At 62.3% G+C, this 18,702-nt stretch carries 17 protein-coding genes; 1 reads left to right on the top strand and 16 read right to left on the bottom strand.

The features are described 5' to 3' along the window. From ACU5AP_RS07735 to ACU5AP_RS07755, 5 genes are all read right to left on the bottom strand, one after another. On the bottom strand, positions 1 to 666 hold a 666-nt coding region (locus ACU5AP_RS07735), incomplete at its 3' end, for an efflux RND transporter permease subunit (protein WP_446681026.1). 11 nt (positions 667 to 677) lie between these two features. Next, complete coding sequence (locus ACU5AP_RS07740; RefSeq protein WP_312164783.1) at positions 678 to 1,880, bottom strand: efflux RND transporter periplasmic adaptor subunit; 1,203 nt, start codon at positions 1,878 to 1,880, stop codon at positions 678 to 680. Beyond that, positions 1,880 to 3,133 (bottom strand): TolC family protein, encoded by a 1,254-nt coding sequence (locus tag ACU5AP_RS07745; RefSeq protein ID WP_312164780.1) that lies wholly within the window; start codon positions 3,131 to 3,133, stop codon positions 1,880 to 1,882. The genes ACU5AP_RS07740 and ACU5AP_RS07745 overlap by 1 nt, the downstream gene beginning before the upstream one ends. A 56-nt stretch (positions 3,134 to 3,189) precedes the next feature. Then, a complete protein-coding gene (locus ACU5AP_RS07750; protein ID WP_312164776.1) occupies positions 3,190 to 3,483 on the bottom strand; it encodes a hypothetical protein in 294 nt (97 codons plus the stop codon). 611 nt (positions 3,484 to 4,094) lie between these two features. After that, positions 4,095 to 4,913 carry a hypothetical protein gene (locus ACU5AP_RS07755; RefSeq protein ID WP_312164773.1) on the bottom strand — a complete coding sequence of 273 codons (819 nt, stop codon included), beginning with the start codon at positions 4,911 to 4,913 and terminating at the stop codon, positions 4,095 to 4,097. 56 nt (positions 4,914 to 4,969) lie between these two features. Here ACU5AP_RS07755 and ACU5AP_RS07760 point away from each other — a divergent pair, with 56 nt between their 5' ends. Next, positions 4,970 to 5,221, top strand: coding sequence for a helix-turn-helix domain-containing protein (locus tag ACU5AP_RS07760; protein ID WP_312164770.1), 252 nt, complete (start codon positions 4,970 to 4,972; stop codon positions 5,219 to 5,221). A 436-nt stretch (positions 5,222 to 5,657) separates the two neighbouring features. Here the strand turns inward: ACU5AP_RS07760 and ACU5AP_RS07765 are convergent, their stop codons facing one another. From ACU5AP_RS07765 to pdhA, 11 genes are all read right to left on the bottom strand, one after another. Continuing rightward, entirely contained in the window at positions 5,658 to 7,967 is a 2,310-nt protein-coding gene (locus tag ACU5AP_RS07765; protein WP_446681027.1) for a hypothetical protein, read from the bottom strand. Further along, entirely contained in the window at positions 7,957 to 9,438 is a 1,482-nt protein-coding gene (locus ACU5AP_RS07770) for a tyrosine-type recombinase/integrase (RefSeq protein WP_412877627.1), read from the bottom strand. The genes ACU5AP_RS07765 and ACU5AP_RS07770 overlap by 11 nt, the downstream gene beginning before the upstream one ends. A gap of 2 nt (positions 9,439 to 9,440) precedes the next feature. Then, positions 9,441 to 10,607: a tyrosine-type recombinase/integrase gene (locus ACU5AP_RS07775; protein WP_412877626.1), complete on the bottom strand. Its 1,167-nt coding sequence runs from the start codon at positions 10,605 to 10,607 to the stop codon at positions 9,441 to 9,443. A 213-nt stretch (positions 10,608 to 10,820) separates the two neighbouring features. Beyond that, positions 10,821 to 11,774, bottom strand: a complete 954-nt coding sequence (gcvA, locus tag ACU5AP_RS07780; RefSeq protein WP_128720067.1) for a transcriptional regulator GcvA — start codon at positions 11,772 to 11,774, stop codon at positions 10,821 to 10,823. Then, positions 11,771 to 12,775 (bottom strand): cysteine synthase A, encoded by a 1,005-nt coding sequence (locus ACU5AP_RS07785; protein WP_128720066.1) that lies wholly within the window; start codon positions 12,773 to 12,775, stop codon positions 11,771 to 11,773. The genes gcvA and ACU5AP_RS07785 overlap by 4 nt, the downstream gene beginning before the upstream one ends. 65 nt (positions 12,776 to 12,840) lie before the next feature. Further along, positions 12,841 to 14,247 carry a dihydrolipoyl dehydrogenase gene (gene lpdA / locus ACU5AP_RS07790; protein WP_128720065.1) on the bottom strand — a complete coding sequence of 469 codons (1,407 nt, stop codon included), beginning with the start codon at positions 14,245 to 14,247 and terminating at the stop codon, positions 12,841 to 12,843. Positions 14,248 to 14,249: 2 nt separating this feature from the next. Then, entirely contained in the window at positions 14,250 to 14,729 is a 480-nt protein-coding gene (locus ACU5AP_RS07795; RefSeq protein ID WP_003164879.1) for a glutathione peroxidase, read from the bottom strand. A 15-nt stretch (positions 14,730 to 14,744) separates the two neighbouring features. Continuing rightward, a complete protein-coding gene (locus tag ACU5AP_RS07800) occupies positions 14,745 to 16,016 on the bottom strand; it encodes a pyruvate dehydrogenase complex dihydrolipoamide acetyltransferase (RefSeq protein WP_128720064.1) in 1,272 nt (423 codons plus the stop codon). Further along, on the bottom strand, positions 16,013 to 16,318 hold the full coding sequence (locus ACU5AP_RS07805; protein WP_088411740.1) for a DUF5076 domain-containing protein: 306 nt from the start codon (positions 16,316 to 16,318) through the stop codon (positions 16,013 to 16,015). Before ACU5AP_RS07805 ends, ACU5AP_RS07800 begins: the two co-directional genes overlap by 4 nt. Beyond that, positions 16,315 to 17,667 (bottom strand): pyruvate dehydrogenase complex E1 component subunit beta, encoded by a 1,353-nt coding sequence (locus ACU5AP_RS07810; protein WP_128720063.1) that lies wholly within the window; start codon positions 17,665 to 17,667, stop codon positions 16,315 to 16,317. Before ACU5AP_RS07810 ends, ACU5AP_RS07805 begins: the two co-directional genes overlap by 4 nt. Before the next feature lie 3 nt (positions 17,668 to 17,670). After that, the gene (gene pdhA, locus ACU5AP_RS07815) at positions 17,671 to 18,699 is read right to left on the bottom strand and encodes a pyruvate dehydrogenase (acetyl-transferring) E1 component subunit alpha (RefSeq protein ID WP_003164877.1); all 1,029 of its coding nucleotides are present in this window, start codon (positions 18,697 to 18,699) and stop codon (positions 17,671 to 17,673) included. Between the last annotated feature and the right edge of the window lie 3 nt (positions 18,700 to 18,702).

Consider the following 18,702-nt stretch of genomic DNA (forward strand, 5'->3'; position numbering starts at 1 on the left):
GGGGTCAGGACGGACAGCGTATTCCTTCACATACCCGCCGTTGACGTCCACGCCCGCCAGGCCCTTGGCCGTGCGCATGCGCGGCGCGATGATCCAGTCCTGCACGGTGCGAAGATAGGTCGCCCTCGCCTGGGGGGTCGCCAGCCGCTCGCCGTCGGGCGTCAGATAGGCCCCGTCGGGCTGCCAGCCGGGCTGGCCGACCCGCGCCTTTTTGGCGTCGAAAGGCTTGAAGTCGACCGTCCACATCAGGACCTCGCCCAAACCCGTAGTGATCGGGGCCAGACCGGGTTCGACGCCCTCGGGCAGGTTTTCGCGGGCTTGGGCCATCCGTTCGGCCACCTGCTGGCGGGCGAAATAGATGTCGGTCTGGTCGGTGAAGATGACCGTCACCTGGCTGAAACCGTTGCGGGTCAGGGAGCGGGTTGATTGCAGGCCGGGAATGCCGGCCATGGCCGTTTCCAGCGGATAGGTGACCTGGCGCTCCATCTGTTCGGGGGCCAGGGCCGGGGCCACGGTGTTGATCTGCACCTGGCGGTTGGTGATGTCGGGCACGGCGTCAATCGGCAGCTTAGTCAGCTGGAACAGGCCCCAGGCCGCGACCAGCGTCGTGGCGAGGACGATGAACCAGCGGAAGCGGACGGACGCCTCGATAATGGCTTTGAACATTGTCGCTCCCCCTAGTGGCCGTGCTCGGCTTCGCCCTTGGCCAGTTCGGCCTTGAGCAGGAAGGCGTTGGTCGAGGCGACGCGTTCGGCTCCGGTCAGGCCGCGCAGGATCTCGGTGGAGCCCCCGGCCTGACGGCCCGCGAGGACGGGCTGTGCGCGGAAGCCGTGATCATTCTGGACGAAGACCACGGTGGCGCCGTCGACTGTCTGCACCGCTTCGGACGGCACGGTCAGGGCGCCGCCGGCAGGATTTCCGGTGACCACGGCGCCGGTGACGGGCGAACCCGCCGGCGGCAGGCCGCCGCCGTCCGGACGGGCGCGGATCACGGTCGCGCCGCTGTCCTGCAAGCCGGCGTCGGCCGCGACCCCGACCACCAGGGCGTCGAACTCGCCCTGTGGGCCGGTGACGCGCATGTGTGAGCCGACACGGACCTGGGCCGCCAGTTGCGGCGGGGCGTTGAAGACGAGTTCGACGCGGGCCGGATTGGTCACCTCGGCGACCACACCGCCCTGGGCCACGAAGCCGCCCGGGCCCACCTGGACGTTGGTGACGACGCCCGAGATGGGGCTGACCACGCTCATCCGGCCCGAGGCGTTGGGCGAGCCGGCGGCCGTCGCCCGCGCCCGCGCGGCGCGGGCCATGGCCTCGGCGCTGGCGGCCTGGGCCTGGGAGGCCTCGACCTCCTGACGGGCGACAACGCCCTGGTCGGCCAGGTTGCGGTTGCGCTGGAAGGCCTGGCGGGCCGCCGTCGCCGCCGCCGAGGCGGCGTCGATATCGGCGCGCAGGGCGGCGCCTTCGCCGCTGACGAGGCTGGCCAGGGGCTGGCCCGCGCGGACCGCCTGACCGGGCGCCACCAGCACCCGCTCGACGGTGCCGCCGACCACGGCGCCGACCGCGGCGCGCGCGTCCGTCATGGCCTCGACCCGGCCGGACAGGCGCGTCTCGCCGCCGCCGCCGCGGGACACCGCCACGACGGAGATGCCGGCCGCCTTGAGCTGTTCGGCGCTGAGCTCGACCACGCCTTCCGGGGTCTCGCCTTCGTTGGCGTGGCCCGCTTCGCCCTCGGCCTGGTCCGCGGCCTTCGGCGGAGCGGCTTTTTCCGCCTGCGTCGCCGTCGGCTTCTGCAGGGTCATATAGAGCCCGCCGCCGCCCAGAAGGACCAGGGCGGCGACGCCGCCGATCAACAGGGTCTTGTTGGATGTCTTGAGGCGCATCAGGAGTTTCCTTGGAACGGGGCGCGGCCTTCCAGGCGCGCCAAATCGATTTCGGCGCGGACGCGCGAGAGGCGAGCGTCGACGGCGGCGGAGCGGGCGTTGATCAGGGCGGTGCGGCTGACGCGCAATTCGAGCTGGGAGATGCGTCCGGCGTCTGCGCCGAGCCGCGACAGGCGGTAGGCTTCTTCGGCCGCCTTCACCCCTGCGTCGGCCGCCGAGACACGGCTCCCGGAAGAGGCGAGGCGGGCCGTCGCGGCCGACCGGTCTGCATTGGCGTCCTGCCGCGCCTGGAGGACGCGGGCCTCGGCGGCGCGGAACTCGGCTCGGGCCGCATCAATATTGCCGCGGTTCCTGTTAAACAGGGGCAGGGGTAGGCTGAGGCCGACGGTCAAGGCGGTCTCGTCCTCCAGGCCGTACCGGGTCACGCCGACGCTGGCGGTGACGTCTGGTCGGCCGTTGATGCGCTCGACCTCGATGCGGCGCTCGGCGGCCGTGGCCTCCGATTCCGCCACCCGAACCGTCGGGGCGCTGTCGACCGGAGTCGGTTGGACGCTGACTGCGGCGTCGAGCAGGCTGGCCTCGATCGAGGTGGCCGGAGCGGGCAGCATGGCGACAGCAGTCAGTCGGGCGAGGGCGGCCTGGCGTTCGGCCTGGGCTTCGTCCAGGCGGGCCCGGGCGGCGGCGGCTTCGCTCTCGGCCTGGACCCCGCGCAGGAGAGGCTCGCGTCCTTCCTCGACAAGGGCCAGGGCGGCGCGCGCGTCCGCCAGGGCCAGGGAAAGACCTTCCTCGGCCAGTTGGGTCCGGCGCTGGGCCGCTTCGGCCTCGGCGTAGGTCAGGGCCAGTCGGCCGCCGGCGTCAATGAGGGTCAGGTCGCGACGAAGAGCCGCTGATCCTGCTTCGGCCCGGGCGACGTTCACTCGCGCCGGCCTGCGCCCCCACAGTTCGAGATCCTGGCTGAAGGAGAGGCTGAGATCAGCCGCGCCGAAACCAGAGTAGGGACCAGAGCCGCCGACATTCTCGGCGGTGAGGGAAAGATTGGGATTGGGCCGAACGCGGGCCTGTCGAACACGGGCCTCGGCGGCGTCGACCAGGGCGACCGCTTCGGATGCGGCCGGCGTCTGATCCAGGCGGGCAAGGAGTTCGGCATAGGCGGGCGCAGGCTCGGCCCAGGCCGGCCCGGCCGCAAGGGCGGCGAGCACGACCAGCGAGCAGCCGGCCGCGAGGCGCGGCCGACGACGAATTGTCGGAGACATGTTTGGACTTCCAGAATTGATTCAGAAGGAGGGCGCGCGAAGGCGCAGTCTTCTGATCAGGCTCTGGGAGGGCGCTTGAGGCCGTTGGGGGCGAAGGACACGGTCGTGTCGTCGCCGGGGATCAAGCGCGGGGCAGGCGCATGCGGCGCCGTCACGTCGACTTCAGGGATGGCGTGACGCTCGCTGGCCGTATGGTGGCAATGGCCGTGTGCGCAGGCCCCAGGTTCGGTGCCCTGGCCGTCATGCGTATCGCCGGGATGAGCATCGAGCACCTGCTCGAGAGCGGGGATCTCGGGGGCGCAGGCTGCGGCATCGGTCGCCGGAATCACGGCGAAGACGGCGATGACCAAGGTCAGCGCCGCAAAAATTCTCGCCAATCTGATTATCGACCGAGACATCAGGGCGTAGCTAACGGTGTCAGGCAACCATGGCAATCTGTTATAAGGTTCGCTTTGGAGCCGACTTATCTTGTTCGATACCTACGCATGAACAACCTCGGGCTGGGCAAGGCCCCAGCACAGCCCGTTCCAGTCTTCAACCGCGCTGAAATCCAAATCCAGACGGCTTGGCTGTGCCTTAAGCCCTGGTCGAATCATCCGCAGATCATTTCTGGCAGCGGTTATTAACGATGCTAGGACGCCAATCCCTGACAGGCGAGTGCGTCGGCTACCTTATTTACGGAAGTATCAACCTTCTCTTGTTGGTGCAGCTTTGAACGTGATCCGAAGCCCAGCCGCTTTCCATAGAGTAACGACTGTAACGAATGGTGGACTTCGCTTGCCGGAGAGGAGTCCTATAACTCTCTGTGGCGTCAACCCTGCTGCTTTCGCTACATCCCCCAGCAACCCAAACTCCTCTAAGTCCTCGATAAAACACAGCAGTGCGGCGCTTGGATCTTCTGAGGCAAGAGCTGCGTTCATTCGCGCGGCCATGTGAAGCTGAACGTCGTGAACCGGCGTCATTACAGGTTCTTATATGCTTCGGTGTCGATATCTTCATGCCACTCGCTGAAAGCTGCAAAAGGATCACCTCCGCGTGGTTGATGTGCAGGTTTCGAACCGGCGCGTCTAGGAACGCTGTTCTGATCGGCTTTTGAAGCCCCTTCAGTCTCGGATGCCGTTGAGGCCCGGCGCCCGGTCGTTGCCTTGCTTCGACCCGCCATCGTTACATCCCTAGGGGAAACGCTCCGCCGATTGGCGATCATGACGACTTTGGTAGCAAACTGCCGTGCGGCCTCGGAGATCGGCTCGTTCATGAATTTACCCGTGCTCGCGGCCTGCGAAGCCAACGCCAGAAATGCAGCATCCAACGCCTGGCTATTGCGAAACGCATCGCCCCCCAAATGGCGCATCAGCGAGTACTGGAATCCTGCAATCTCGAAATACATACCGAATATCCGTCCGCGCCCTGGATCCGTACGCAAATAGCCTAGTGGTAGTTGGGGCGGCGGCATGGGAGGACCTCCGCTAGCGAGATTACTAACTATGACGTCATGATGCTGGCCGGTGATTTGGCTGAGCGCTTCGATCCGTTCAGCTAGCTCGGGCGATGGCGTGAATTGTATGGCGGCCACATCGATCGGGATGGCCAACCATGTTGGGGATGGTGCGACTAGCTCGACTGCGGCGCGCATCGAGACTAGGTCCGCAACGTACTGGGGCAGCGAGATACCCTCATTACGCGCCATCGCAGACAATTCACCACAGGCCGAATTGGCCACCAGAACCGTCCAGGCTGGGGAGGTGTCGGCTTCAGAACCCGGAGCATCAGTGAGGACCATGGAATGCTACTTAACGTCTGTCGACGTAAAGTCATCATCCATCGACGTTCCCGCTCATGTCAGAGGGGAGAGGAGAGGGGCTTCGCAATATCGTAGCGGCTAACGTGCGCCGCTTGCGTCGCGCCAAGCAGCTAAGCCAGGAAGACTTGGGCGCGGCGTCGAACCTCCACAGAACCTATGTGGGCTCTGTCGAGCGATCAGAGCGCAATTTGTCGATCGACAGCATTGGCGCTTTGGCAGACGGCTTGGGCGTCGAAGCCTGGGTTCTGTTGCAGCCCCAATCTGACGATATGGCCGACGGAAGTTGAGCAACTTCGGCAGACGGAACTCCGCCCAACTCGCGTAGCTGCTTGAAGGCTTCGCTATAGACAGGGAAGTGCTCCTGCCATGCGGCGGCTCCCCCGAGGCGACCGATGGCGAGCAATGATGCCCGAAGCCCGGCAATGAGCAACTTGTTCTGATCCTCCAAGTCCCGGACACGGGCCTCGGCGGCGCTCAATCTTGCCGCGGTTACAAGTGGTCCAGACTTGCTTAGCTTTGAGGCGTGAACCCTCACCGCATTCTGCCGACGCCGGGCTTCTTCAACGGCATTCTTCAGCATTGAAGGCCTCGAAAGCGATGACGCAAAGGGGAAGTGACTTTGGGCCTTACGCGACACCGCGTTGAAGGTGATGGTCTCGTCGAGCAGAATCATCTCTTCGAGAATGCGGGCCAGCTCAACCTGCTTTGGATGTGGGGGCTTATTCATTCAGGTGGCAAATAGCGACTGTTAGAGCTAGGGAATACCTTCTCGCCAGGAGCTGCGTCCAACGCCGCATTCACTCCAGCGAGCCGTGATTCCGCATGCTGCATCTGTGTTTGAAAATGAGGGGCGCGGCTCTCAGTTTGCCTCAGCCTATCGATATGCACCTCAAATCGGCGCTTCAACGTCTGCAAGTTGTCCTGTTCCGCTGCCGCATCGGTCCGAACCAAGTGCGAGCAGCTATTGAAACACTCGAGATGCTTCAAACACGGACTGGCAGCGAAGCTATTAAGGCAAAATCCGTAAGGTGTAATATGTAGAGATCCAGCTTCAGCATTAAGGTATTCAAATGCCGCTTCATCGCCCATGATGGTTTGAAGCTCCAGAAACCGCTTAACGACAGGGCCCTGGATCTTTCTACTGCGTATCAGATCGAATGCCTTGCGCGCTTTCGGGCCTAACATTTCGTCCGCCAGACGTGACTGTCCCGGCTCCATCTCCTCGAGGCGTTCAGATACAGACCGATGGTCATAAGTGTAGCTCTGAGCCACCGAAGTGCGATTGAAGCGCTTCGTAATGATGGTGTCAGCCACGCCCAACTTGAACATTTCAGTGGTCTGAAAATGTCGCAACGAATGAGGGTTTACTGAGAACGATCTAGCCTGCTCGCTCTTGCCGTACTTTTTGAATATGAGGCCCGGATTCTTCCCGCCCAACTGTAGCTCTAGGTCTGCTTTGTCTGCCCTTTTGACCGAAAAATACCGGTCGATATCGACAATCGCATCGTACTTTTCTTCCGCGATGATCTTTCCAGGGAGCAGAAAAAGGAAAGCGTCGCTACGCAGATCTTTCTCGCCGAACTGCACTACCCTCTCGTCTGGCAATTTAAGTTGAAGATGATCGCGTGCGTAAACTTCCATGTCGCCTGCGTGAATATAAACACCTCGTCCGTCATTCCTCTCCCTCAGAGCGAAACTAAATAGTTCTCCTCGGCTGCGTCGGAGAATCGGTCTTTGCAACGCAGCTTCCATGCGACGGAAATATTCCCGGACCTGCTTGTGTTCTCCGCTCTGGTGAACGTGGTGGTCTTGATGATCGCGCATTTCGTTCAAAATTGCGGGATCATAGTTGGAGCGATATTTTGAGCGCAGGTCTGCTGGGATAGGCTCCTGGGACGTCTGCATAATACCAGACATTCGGCGATAAGCTTCAGCCCACGGGAGAAGATCGTCGTTAGACAGTCCGACAAAAAGCCGTTGTTCGGCGTGTTGGCGCTGCAACATGAGCCTTTGTGGCGCCGTTGCGCGAAGGACGGCTGCTACAGATTCTCGCACAATAGGAGCGAGCAGGCTCGGCGCGTGATGCAGAGCTTCGACGAATTCTTGTCCCGGTCCATCCTGATGCTGCTTCTCAGCAAAATGAAGCAAGCCGGTCCCTGGCTCCGGTGGGCCGTATATGCGCGGATGGGGCGGGGTGTCATTCCTGTTCACGAGTGTTTTTTCGGGCAGGAGAATTAACTCTCCAACTCTAAATCCAGTTACAATAAGTAACCTTGCTTGATGGAATCGAATGAAATCTGAAGTGGTGCGCGGAGTTTCGCTGAACACAATCCGAACTAGTTCCGCCAAATCTTCCTGTTCAGGAAGTTTGTCCTCAAAATGACGAATGCTTAGTTTTGATCTAAGGGAGTCAGGCCTCTTCGTGTCAATCTGACGCCGCGCCACCTGAACGAGCTTGGCCTCCTGTTCTTGAACGAGCGCCTTATCCGGATAGGCGGAACAATATTGGGCCAGAGGTCGGCGTTCGGCTAACTGAAAAGCATCAAACCAGCCCGATATCATCCCCTTTAACAAGCGAGCCCACTGCCCCGAAGTGCTCGCCATGAGCCCAACATTGTAGGCCAAACGCACCTGATCGGAGGTTATTTGCGAGGGCGATGCTGACCCTACGCAGCCAGCAAGAAGGCGGAAGGGGTTGCCTAGGTTAGAGATCCCGTTGCGGGGCTTGTTTCGCTTTACGAAAAGATCGTGCAGCAAAAGCGCCTTGTAGAGTTCGATCCAATCACGTCCCATGACGGCAGGCATAACCTCACCAGACAGCGTTTGGAGCGCCGCCGCACCCGACCCGAGAGTTCCGAATGTCGAGAGGAATGCGCGCTCTCCAGCGCCATGCTTCGCCGCAGCGCGCAAGTCCCACCAGCTCTCGCGAGGGATGCGCCCGTCCTCCAGATCGTATGGAACCTCCCAGTCCAACTGATGATCGATTGCAATCTGCTGCGCGCGAAGGATGAAAGAGTCCAGTTCAGACGGCATGTGATGCATTAGCACTCGCCATCCCGACGACCTCTTCTATGGCTTCGAGCGTGACACGGAGTTGCATCATCGCCGGACTAACGCGATCGATAAGTTGTGGTTGGTCAAATGAGCGCACGACATCCCGCATTTCGACCAGCAATGTTGCGTGCACTTCGGGCTCAGCCACAGGGAGAAACTTGTGGCAGGTATAGCAAGCTAGGACTGGGTTCCTCTGGCATGACGATTGCCCTGCTTGGCAGGCGCCGATCCCCGAAATCGGGACGCCATGAGGCATCCCTGAAACCTGCTGATCAAGTGGCCTTGAGAGAAGCTGTGCGGCCGAAATCATGTCGCCACGGGCCGCAGCAGCGACGCCTCGATATGTGGGCGAATAGCCCAACGCCATATTCACCAGTTTGGCCTGGTTCTGAGACGCTGCAAAATACACTTGGGCGGCTGTCGTATCTGTATGCCCAAGAAAATCGCTCAGAGACTCGTGTGAAATCCCAGCGTCGACAAGGCGTTGAGCGCTGGTGTGCCGAAGGGATTGGCTTGAGTAGCTGGTCCCTGTGATTTCCAGCAATGCGTCGGCGATCAAAGTGCCGATTCGCTCTGGTGCTACGCCAAAGAACTTGGCCTCATCAGCCGGACGGCAGGCAATCCATCGCCGGAGGATCGGTACCCAACTCGGCTGCATTCGCCGCGTCACCAACCTACCGACTTTCTGACCGCGCTGCTTCAGCAGCTCGACACGTATATGCAACGCGTCGTCGCTGTGAAAAGTAAAGTCAGACATCTCGAGCGATGCAATTTGAGTGCGCCGAAGACCGAACTGGAATGACAGGGCCAAAATGGCCGCAACCCGAATTCGATCTGAGTCCGCATTGTCTAGGTTACGAACCGTTTGGTCGATAAATTCTACTATCTGGCTTTGCGAAGCGGTGGGAAGAAAACTCGAGGCGTCTCGCACGCCCGCATATTTATCTAGATCGTGTCCAGGAAGCGCGCGAACAAAATCCAAATCGGCGGGATGCCAACGTCCAATTTCCCAAGCACACGCGAAACGTATCGCAGATCTTATCGCAACAGCGTCATGCCTAGATAGTTGATCTCGGAACTGGTCGATCCAGAGTTTTTGAAACTCGTTAGGGGTCGAAGTCGCAATCGCAAACACTATCGCGTGAAGCTTTCCTTCATCGCGCAAAGCTATATAGCGATGACCGTAGTTCATTACGGTTGCAACCGAACCTTCAGTTAACCTGTCAGCTAAATGCGCCCGGATAAACTGATCGATCCATGGGTGATCAAAGCTCAATCTGAGGTTTCTAATACCTCCATTAATGTGCAGTGACCACTCGCTCAGAGCGGGCTGCTTAAGCGTCACATCTTTGCGGCCGTAACGATCCCTGTACCTGACCAGGGGCGGCATGGCCGGCAAAGCAGGGAGGGGAGGGGGCTGTTGATCGAGCGGAAAAAGTGAATACTGCACCACTAGCTCCACACTCCGCTTCGCAACGCTGCCAGAGTGTCATCGAAACTTTCGTTCCACATCTTTGCGTAGCGTGGCTCGAAGAATGCGCGAGCATAGTGAAATGGCATTTCTGAACCTGGAGCCCACCCCATAAAGGGGCGAATCCTGCGCCCTATTTCCTCAAACTCCATCCCGCTATCCGAAAATCGTTGATACCTGACTACAGCTGCTGTGTGTCGAAGCGAGTGGGGCGAGAGTTGGTCATTAGCTCGCGCGGCCAAGGCATTGCGCGCCTGAGCAGAAAGACTCCGTTTGATCTTCAGGAATATCTCATTGAGAGACTGCTTGGATATCGGAGCCCCTTCCTGCGAAGAGAATAGGTACCCGTGCGCCGGGTCACCGCGATAATGAACGATATAGTTGTCAATCGCGGCTGTAAGTGCTCTCGACAGCGGCAGGTCGCGGCTTGCCCAATGGTTCTTCAGTTGTGGTGAACTGGATCGCCGATCTTCGTACTCTGGCGGGCGAATACTGACCCAAAAGACCTGTTCCCCCGTGCGAAAATCGAACTCATTCTGAAGGCTATCGGGTGTAAGAAGAAGCAATTCACTGCGACGCAAGCCAAGCTGGAATAGCATTAGGGCTATGGCATAGTTCCGCCACCGATTTGTCTCGGTGCGAAACGGATTTCTCTCGCTGTCGGGATTCACTATGTCAAACACATCTTCCAAGACAATGGCAGGCAAGGATTTTACTTGGAGCGATGCGGTCGCTGCTTTTGGCTGGGCGCGTAGCTGCGAATAGGAGCGCTGAAGACGCTGCAGGTCCTTCGATAGATCTCGAGGATCGGCCCCGTTAATCATGCTCAGGACACCGAACACGAAGCGCCTTTGGAGCGCCCATCGCTTCTCCGGTACCGCTCGAGACTGATGACCTATCAAGGCAGACGAGAGTACGCGTTGGATAGCGCTAAGATCCGCAGCAACCAGCGCTTGATCGAGGTCGACTGGCGGGATCAGGCGTTCGGCATCATGATAGAGCTGGGATATAGCTAAGGCATGTTTTTCGCGCGTTGCGATGGCCTGGTGGGCGTTGAGAAAATCAAGCCATATCGTTGCAGCATAGCGAGGTAGTCCGAGCGCATCGGTGCATACCGGACCGCGCAAGGATGCTGGGATCAAACTCATACGCAAAAACACACAACCAACCGTAGCTGTAGTAGCTTCAGCAGGATTAGATGGGAATGATCAAGGGCATACGTGTCGAATGGAGCCCGCCCAAACCCAAGCTGCTGCGCTGTTTGAATGGCTGCGCAGCTTGGGCTTGAGCTCGTGTTGCAACGGAAACGAACTTGGTCGGCCTTCGCATAATATATCTTAGGCGACAAATCGAGCATCGCCTCACAGATCATCGACGCTCGCGTCTGCGGCGGCTTTCGCCTCTTCCTTGAGCCAGGCGGCGAAGGCTCTGGCGGGCGTTGACGCGCCGCTGCGCTTGATCAGAACGTAATAAGCTAGCGCCGTGCTGAGCGCGCCGTCGGCGAAAGGCGCCACCAGGCGACCGGACGCCAGATCCCCCGCCACGAAAGCAAACGGCGCCAAGGCCACGCCCTGGCCGTGTGCGGCCGCCTCAATAGCCAAGGCGGTCTGATCAAAGCGCGGCCCTGCCTGGGCGTCGATGCTCGTCAGCCCACGGGCCTTGAACCAGGCCGCCCAGTCAGGACGCGGTTCCTCCAGCTCGCTGGGACGCAGGTGGATCAAGGCATGATGCGCCAAGTCCGCCGGACGGCGTAAGGCGTTCCCGCCCATGGTTAACGACGGAGCGCAAACCGGGGTTACGTCGGCGTCAAGCAGCTTTTCGGATCGCACCCCGGAATAGTCGCCCCGACCATAGCGAACGGCCACATCGACCCGGCCGCCGCTGACGTCGGCGAGGCGCATGTCGGCGGACATCCACACCTCGATCTCAGGGTGCGCGGCTGTGAAACGGGCGATGCGCGGCGCCAGCCATTTCGAGGCGAAGGAAGGCGGCACGCTGACCGCCAGGGCGTGACGGCGATCGGGGCGATACAGCAGATCCCCTGCCCGTTTCAGATAGTCGAAACCGTCACGCAGCAAGGGATAGAGTTCAGCGCCCAGCTCGGTCAGGGCGATCTGACGGCCTTCGCGGTGGAACAGCGGCGCGCCGGCGTGTTCCTCTAGGATGCGGATCTGCTGGCTGATGGCGCCTGGTGTGACCGACAGCTCTTCGGCGGCGCGTGTGATGTTCAGGCGACGTGCGGCCGCCTCGAACGCCTTCAGGGCGTTGAGCGGCGGAATCCGACTTTCGACGGCGATCTCCTTGCGGCGGGTCATCGACCGATCCAGTCAGGCGTCGGCAGGCCGCGTGCGTTCAGGAAGGCTTGGTCGTAGATCTTGCTGGCGTAACGCTGGCCCGCATCGCACAACACGGTCACGATGGTATGGCCGGGACCGAGATCACGCGCCATACGGATGGCGCCGGCGATGTTGACCCCGCTGGACGGGCCGAGGGACAGCCCCTCCTCTCGCACCAGGTCGAACAGGATGGGCAGGAATTCCGCGTCCTCGATCCGATAGGCGTGATCGACCGACAGGCCGTTCAGGTTGCCGGTGATGCGATTGACGCCGATGCCCTCGGCGACCGAACTGCCCTCGCCTTTCAGCGCGCCCTCGGTGAACCAGCTGTAGAGCGAGGCGCCCGGCACATCGGCGAGACCGATCTTCAGCGCCGGGTTCTGTTCGCGCAGATAGGTCGTGGTTCCGGTCAATGTCCCGCCCGAACCCACGGCGCAGATGAAGCCATCGACGCGGCCGTCGGTCTGCTTCCAGATTTCGGGCCCGGTGGCTTCATAGTGGGCCTGACGGTTGGCCAGATTGTCGAACTGATCGGCGTAGTAGGCGCCGTTCGTCTCGCTGTCGTTCAGTTCCTCGGCCAGACGGCGCGAGAAATGGACGAAATGGTTCGGGCTGGCGAAGGGCGCAGGATCCACCTCGATCAGACGGGCGCCGTGCAGGCGGACGGCGCGCTTCTTCTCTTCAGTCTGGGTGCGCGGCATGACGATGACGACCGGATGGCCCAAAGCCGCCCCGACCAGCGCGAGGCCGATGCCGGTGTTGCCCGCCGTGCCCTCGACGATCGTTCCGCCGGGCTTCAACGCGCCCGAGGCGCGCGCCGCGCGGATGATGCTGAGCGCGGCGCGATCCTTGATCGAGCCGCCGACGTTCAGAAACTCGGCCTTGCCCAGAATTTCACAACCCGTGGCCTCAGACGCGCGTTTCAGGCGCACCAGAGGCGTGTTGCCGATCAGGCCGAGGACGTCAGGCGCGACAATCATGGAAAATCCGAACCATGGGGAGGAGCGCTCCTCTTAGCCACAGTTCAGATTTTCTAACAACCGCCCTAGATGTGGATCACGCGGCCATAGGCGTCGAGCGCGGCCTCGTGCATGGCCTCGGACATGGTCGGGTGCGGATAGACGATGCCGTGGATGTCTTCCTCGGTCGCTTCCATGGTGATGGCGGTGACGTAGCCCTGGATCATCTCGGTGACGTCGGCGCCGATCATGTGGGCGCCGATCAGGGCGCCGGTCTTGGCGTCGAAAATGACCTTGACGAAGCCTTCGGTCTCGCCCGCCGCGATGGCCTTGCCGTTCACCTTGAAGGGGAAGCGGCCGATTTTGACCTCGCGCTTCTCGGCCTTGGCGCCCTGCTCTGTCACACCGACCGAGGCGACCTGCGGCTGGGCGTAGGTGCAGCCGGCGATCGGCGAATGGACGTTCGGCGTCTTGTAGCCGGCGATGTGCTCGGCGGCGTGGATGCCTTCGTGCGAGGCCTTGTGCGCCAGCCAGGGCGCGCCTGCGCAGTCGCCGATGGCGTACAGGCCCTTCACATTGGTCTGACAATGGCTGTCGGTCTTGATGTGGCCGCGGTCCAGTTCAACGCCCAGCGCCTCCAGACCGATGCCGTCGGTGTTGGCGGTGATGCCGACGGCCGAGATGCAGACCTCAGCCTCCAGGCTTTCGGTCTTGCCGTTGACCTCAAGATCGACCTTCACACCCTTGGAATCCTTAGAGACCTTCGTCACCTTGGCGCCGAGCTTGAACTTGATCCCGCGCTTCTCGAAGCCCTTCTGGGCGGCCTTGGAGACCTCTTCGTCCTCGACTGGCATGATGCGGTCGACGGCTTCCACGACCGTCACCTCAGCGCCGAGGGCGCGGTAGAAGCTGGCGAATTCGATACCGATGGCGCCCGAGCCGATCACCACGAAGGTCTTAGGCAGTTTCTTCGGCGCCAGGGCGTCGCGGTACGCCCAGATCTTGTCGCCGTCAGCCTCAAGCCCGATCTGCGGCAGGGCGCGAGCGCGGGCGCCGACGGCCAGCATGACGGTCTTGGCTTCGATCGTGCGCGAGCCGCCGGCCTTCAGAGCCACGACGACCTTCGGGGCGGCGGCGCCTTTCTCGAGCTTGGCCGAACCTTCGATGACCTCGATCTTGTTCTTCTTCATCAGGAAGCCGACGCCCTGATTCAACTGCTTGGCCACGCCGCGCGAGCGCTGGATGATGGCGTCGAAGTCGAACGACGCGCCCGAGGCGGACAGGCCGTAGTCCTTCAGATGCGACAGACTTTCGAACTTCTCGCCCGACTTCAGCAGGGCCTTGGTCGGGATGCAGCCCCAGTTCAAGCAGATGCCGCCCAGGTTCTCGCGCTCGATGATGGCGACCTTCTGGCCCAGTTGGCTGGCGCGGATGGCCGCGACGTAGCCGCCGGGGCCCGAGCCGATGACGACGAGATCGAATTCTTGGGCCATGATCAGATCAACTTCTCGATGTCGGCCTTGATGGCCTCGGGTTCAGTCTGGGGCGAATAGCGCGCGATGACGCGGCCTTCGCGGTCGGTCAGGAACTTGGTGAAGTTCCACTTGATGGCCTGGGAGCCCAGGAAGCCGCGCTTCTGTTTGGTCAACCAGGCATAGAGCGGGTGCCGGTTCGGCCCATTGACCTCGATCTTGTCGAACAAGGGAAAGGTCACGTCGAAGCTGCTGGCGCAGAAGGCGGCGATTTCCGCCGCCCTCCCCGGCTCCTGTTGGCCGAACTGGTTGCAGGGAAAGCCCAGGACTTCGAACGGCGCGTCGGCGAAGTCGCGGTGCAGCTTCTCCAGCCCGTCGTATTGACCGGTGAAGCCGCACTTGGACGCCGTATTGACGATCAGCAACGCCTGACCGCGAAAGCGGTCCAGCGACACGTCCGCGCCATCAATGGCCCGGGCGGAGAAGTCATAGACCGAGGTCATGACCCCTCTCCTCCCTTACGCCAACATCGCCACGGGATCTTCGATCAGCGGCTTGAAAGCCTGCAGGAAGCGGGCGCCCGTCGCGCCGTCAACCACGCGGTGATCGCAGGTCAGGGTCACGGTCATGACGGTGGCCGGCACGATCTGGCCGTCCTTGACGATCGGGCGTTGTTCGCCGGCGCCCACGCTCATGATGCAGCCCTGCGGCTCATTGATGATCGAGGTGAACTGCTTGATGCCGAACATGCCCAGGTTGGACACGGAGAAGGTGCCACCCTGGAACTCTTCCGGCTTCAACTTGCGCTCGCGCGCACGTTTGGCCAGGTCCTTGGACTCGGTCGCGATCTGGGCCAGGCCCTTGGTCTCGGCCTTGCGGATGATCGGGGTGATCAGGCCACCGTCGATCGCCACCGCCATGGAGACGTCGGCGTTGTGGTGCATGGCGATGCCTTCGGGGGTGTAGGAGGCGTTCGCCTCCGGCACCATCTTCAGCGCCAGGGCGGCGGCCTTGATGACGAAGTCGTTCACCGAGACCTTGACGCCCTGCGGCTCCAGCATCTTGTTCACCTTGGCGCGAACGGCCATCAGCTGGTCGATCTCGCAGTCGATGAACAGCGGGAAGTGCGGCACGTTCTGCACGCTGTCGACCATGCGGCGGGCGACGGCCTTCTTCATGCCGTCCAGCGGGATCAGGTCGTAGCTGCCGTCCGGAATGCCCATCTGCGCCAGCGACAGGGCCTTGCGCGGCTCTGCGGCGGATGCAGCCGTCGTCGCGGCGGCGGCCGGTTGAGCGCCGCCCTTGCCTGCGGCCTCCACGTCGCGCTTGACGATGCGGCCGTGCGGGCCGGTGCCCTTGACGGTCTTCAGATCCAGACCGGCCTGGGAGGCCAGACGGCGCGCCAGCGGCGAGGCGAAGATGCGGCCGCCGTCGTCCGATTTCGGCGCGGCGGGAGCGGGCGCAGCTTCAGCCTTTGGAGCCTCAGCCTTAGGCGCTTCCGCCTTAGTCGCTTCGGCCGGAGCTTCGGTCTTCTTGGGCGCAGGCGCCACGGCGTCGCCGGACAGGCGGGCGATCGGCGTGTTGACCTTCACGCCCTCGGCGCCTTCCGGCACCAGAATCTCCAGCACTTCGCCCTCATCGACGGCTTCGACTTCCATCGTCGCCTTGTCGGTCTCGATCTCGGCGATGACATCGCCCGCCGAGACGGTGTCGCCGACCTTGACGTGCCATTTGGCCAGGACGCCCTCTTCCATCGTCGGAGACAGGGCGGGCATCAGGATATCGGTCATTGGGCGGTCTCCGTCGGCTGGCTGGCTGCAGCCTTTTCGTGCGCGGCGTCCCAACTGTCGCGGATGGCCTTGAAGGCCGTCGGCTGATCGAATCCGTGCATGTCGGCATAGGCATGAGAGAAATGCCAGGCCAGTTCAGCCAGCACCACGCCCATGTTCGCCGGTTCGCGCAGGGCCGGGCGGATGTTCATCCGCGGCCCGTCGACGTTCCACCATACACGAATCAACTCCAGCACCTGTTCGTCGGCGCCGTCGAGCCCTTCAGGGATCGACAGAGCCTTGGCTTCCAGGGCGTCCGTCATGCCATCACCTTCTTCACGGCGGCGACGATCTTGTCGACGCCCGGCAGGGACAGGGCTTCCAGATTGGCGGCGTAGGGCAACGGCACGTCTTCCTGGTGCACGCGCAGCGGCGGAGCGTCCAGATAGTCGAAGGCGTGTTCGATCACGCGCGCCACCACTTCGGCGCCGACGCCCATCGGACCCCAGCCCTCTTCGGCAGAGACCAGACGGTTGGTCTTCTTGACGCTTTCGACAATGGTTTCGTGATCCAGCGGACGCAGGGTGCGCAGGTCGACGACCTCGACCGAGACCCCTTCTTCGGCCAGCTTTTCAGCGGCCTGAAGGGCGAAGCCGACCATACGGCTGTGCGCCGTGATGGTGACGTCCGTGCCTTCGCGACGAACCTTGGCCTTGCCGATCGGCACCACATAGTCCTCGACGTCCGGCACGTCGAACTCGAGGCCGTACATCATCTCATGCTCGAGGAAGACGATCGGGTTCGGGTCGCGGATGGCGGCCTTCAGCAGGCCCTTCGCATCGGCGGCGTCATAGGGGGCGATGACCTTCAGGCCCGGAACTTGAGCGTACCAGGCCGAATAGTCCTGGCTGTGCTGGGCCGCCACGCGGGCGGCGGCGCCGTTCGGGCCGCGGAACACGATCGGGCAACGGATCTGGCCGCCCGACATGTACAGGGTCTTGGCCGCCGAGTTGATCACGTGGTCGATGGCCTGCATGCCGAAGTTCCACGTCATGAACTCGACGATGGGCTTCAGGCCCGCCATCGCGGCGCCGACGCCCAGACCGGCGAAGCCGTGCTCGGTAATCGGGGTGTCGACCACGCGACGGTCGCCGAATTCCTGCAGCAGGTCGCGGCTGACCTTATAGGCCCCCTGATACTGGGCGACTTCCTCGCCCATCAGGAAGACAGCCTCGTCGCGGCGCATTTCCTCGGCCATGGCGTCGCGCAGGGCGTCGCGGATGGTGGTCTTGACCAGCTTGGCGTCGGCGGGGATTTCCGGGTCGCGCAGTTCAACCTTAGGCTTGACCGGGGCGTCGGCGGGCGCGCCTTCGACCTTGGCGGGTTCAGCCTTGGGCGCCTCGTCCGCCTTGGGTGCCGGAGCCGCAGCCCCCTCCTCGCCCGCCAGACGGGCAATCGGCGTGTTGACCTTCACGTTCTCAGCGCCTTCCGGCACCAGAATTTCCAGCACTTCGCCTTCATCGACGGCTTCGACTTCCATCGTCGCCTTGTCGGTTTCGATCTCGGCGATCACCTGGCCGGCCGACACGACGTCGCCTGCCTTGATGTGCCACTTGGTCAGCGTGCCCTCTTCCATCGTGGGGGACAGCGCCGGCATCAGAATGTCCGTCACGTATCAGGCCTCCACGTAGACGTCGGTGTAGAGCTCGGACGCATCCGGCTCAGGGCTCTCTTGAGCGAACTGCACAGCTTCGGCCACGATGGCCTTCACTTCGTTGTCGATCGCCTTCAACTCGTCCTCGGTCGCCTTGGCGGCGGCGAGCAGCATCTTCAGGTGGTCGATCGGGTCGCGGGTCTTCTTGACCTCGTCCACCTCTTCCTTGGTCCGGTATTTGGCCGGGTCGGACATGGAGTGGCCGCGATAGCGGTAGGTCTTCACTTCCAGAATATAGGGGCCTTCACCGGCGCGGGCGCGGGCCACGGCGCGGGCGGCGGCGTCACGCACGGCCAGGACGTCCATGCCGTCGACCTGTTCGCCCGGGATGCCGAAGCTGGCGCCGCGCTGATACAGTTCGGTCGTGGACGACGAGCGTTCGATGCTCGTGCCCATGGCGTACTGGTTGTTCTCGATGATGTAGATGGCCGGCAGCTTCCACAGCTGGGCCATGTTGAAGCTCTCGTAGACCTGCCCCTGGTTCGAGGCGCCGTCGCCGAAATATACGAAGCTGACCGAGTCATCGCCACGGTACTTGCCCGCGAAGGCCAGGCCCGTGCCCAGCGCCACCTGGGCGCCGACGATGCCGTGACCGCCGTAGAAGCCGGTTGGCACGTCGAACATGTGCATCGACCCGCCCTTGCCCTTGGACGATCCGCCGATGCGGCCCGTCAGCTCGGCCATGACTTCCTTCGGGTCCATGCCCGCGACCAGCATATGGCCGTGATCGCGATAGCCCGTGATGATCTTGTCGTAGCCCTGCTTGACGCTCTCCTGAACGCCGACGGCCACGGCTTCCTGACCGATGTACAGGTGGCAGAAGCCCCCGATCAGGCCCATGCCGTACAGCTGGCCCGCACGCTCTTCAAAGCGGCGGATGAGGACCATCTCGCGATAGAAACGCAGCAGGTCTTCCTTGGAAGCCTGAGGCGTGTTCGGAATCTTGTCGCCCGCGCTGGGCGAGTTTTTCTGAGCGGCGGCTTTCGCCATCCG

This window comes from Brevundimonas sp. RM1, assembly GCF_052907225.1.

What these genes read in the sequence shown, in the direction of transcription:
- ACU5AP_RS07775 (WP_412877626.1), bottom strand. Translation starts at nt 10,607, where the DNA reads ATGAGTTTGATCCCAGCATCCTTGCGCGGTCCGGTATGCACCGATGCG.
- ACU5AP_RS07760 (WP_312164770.1), top strand. Translation starts at nt 4,970, where the DNA reads ATGTCAGAGGGGAGAGGAGAGGGGCTTCGCAATATCGTAGCGGCTAAC.
- ACU5AP_RS07795 (WP_003164879.1), bottom strand. Translation starts at nt 14,729, where the DNA reads ATGACCTCGGTCTATGACTTCTCCGCCCGGGCCATTGATGGCGCGGAC.
- ACU5AP_RS07800 (WP_128720064.1), bottom strand. Translation starts at nt 16,016, where the DNA reads ATGACCGATATCCTGATGCCCGCCCTGTCTCCGACGATGGAAGAGGGC.
- pdhA (WP_003164877.1), bottom strand. Translation starts at nt 18,699, where the DNA reads ATGGCGAAAGCCGCCGCTCAGAAAAACTCGCCCAGCGCGGGCGACAAG.
- lpdA (WP_128720065.1), bottom strand. Translation starts at nt 14,247, where the DNA reads ATGGCCCAAGAATTCGATCTCGTCGTCATCGGCTCGGGCCCCGGCGGC.
- ACU5AP_RS07765 (WP_446681027.1), bottom strand. Translation starts at nt 7,967, where the DNA reads ATGCCGTCTGAACTGGACTCTTTCATCCTTCGCGCGCAGCAGATTGCA.
- ACU5AP_RS07740 (WP_312164783.1), bottom strand. Translation starts at nt 1,880, where the DNA reads ATGCGCCTCAAGACATCCAACAAGACCCTGTTGATCGGCGGCGTCGCC.
- ACU5AP_RS07745 (WP_312164780.1), bottom strand. Translation starts at nt 3,133, where the DNA reads ATGTCTCCGACAATTCGTCGTCGGCCGCGCCTCGCGGCCGGCTGCTCG.
- ACU5AP_RS07785 (WP_128720066.1), bottom strand. Translation starts at nt 12,775, where the DNA reads ATGATTGTCGCGCCTGACGTCCTCGGCCTGATCGGCAACACGCCTCTG.
- ACU5AP_RS07755 (WP_312164773.1), bottom strand. Translation starts at nt 4,913, where the DNA reads ATGGTCCTCACTGATGCTCCGGGTTCTGAAGCCGACACCTCCCCAGCC.
- gcvA (WP_128720067.1), bottom strand. Translation starts at nt 11,774, where the DNA reads ATGACCCGCCGCAAGGAGATCGCCGTCGAAAGTCGGATTCCGCCGCTC.
- ACU5AP_RS07805 (WP_088411740.1), bottom strand. Translation starts at nt 16,318, where the DNA reads ATGACGGACGCCCTGGAAGCCAAGGCTCTGTCGATCCCTGAAGGGCTC.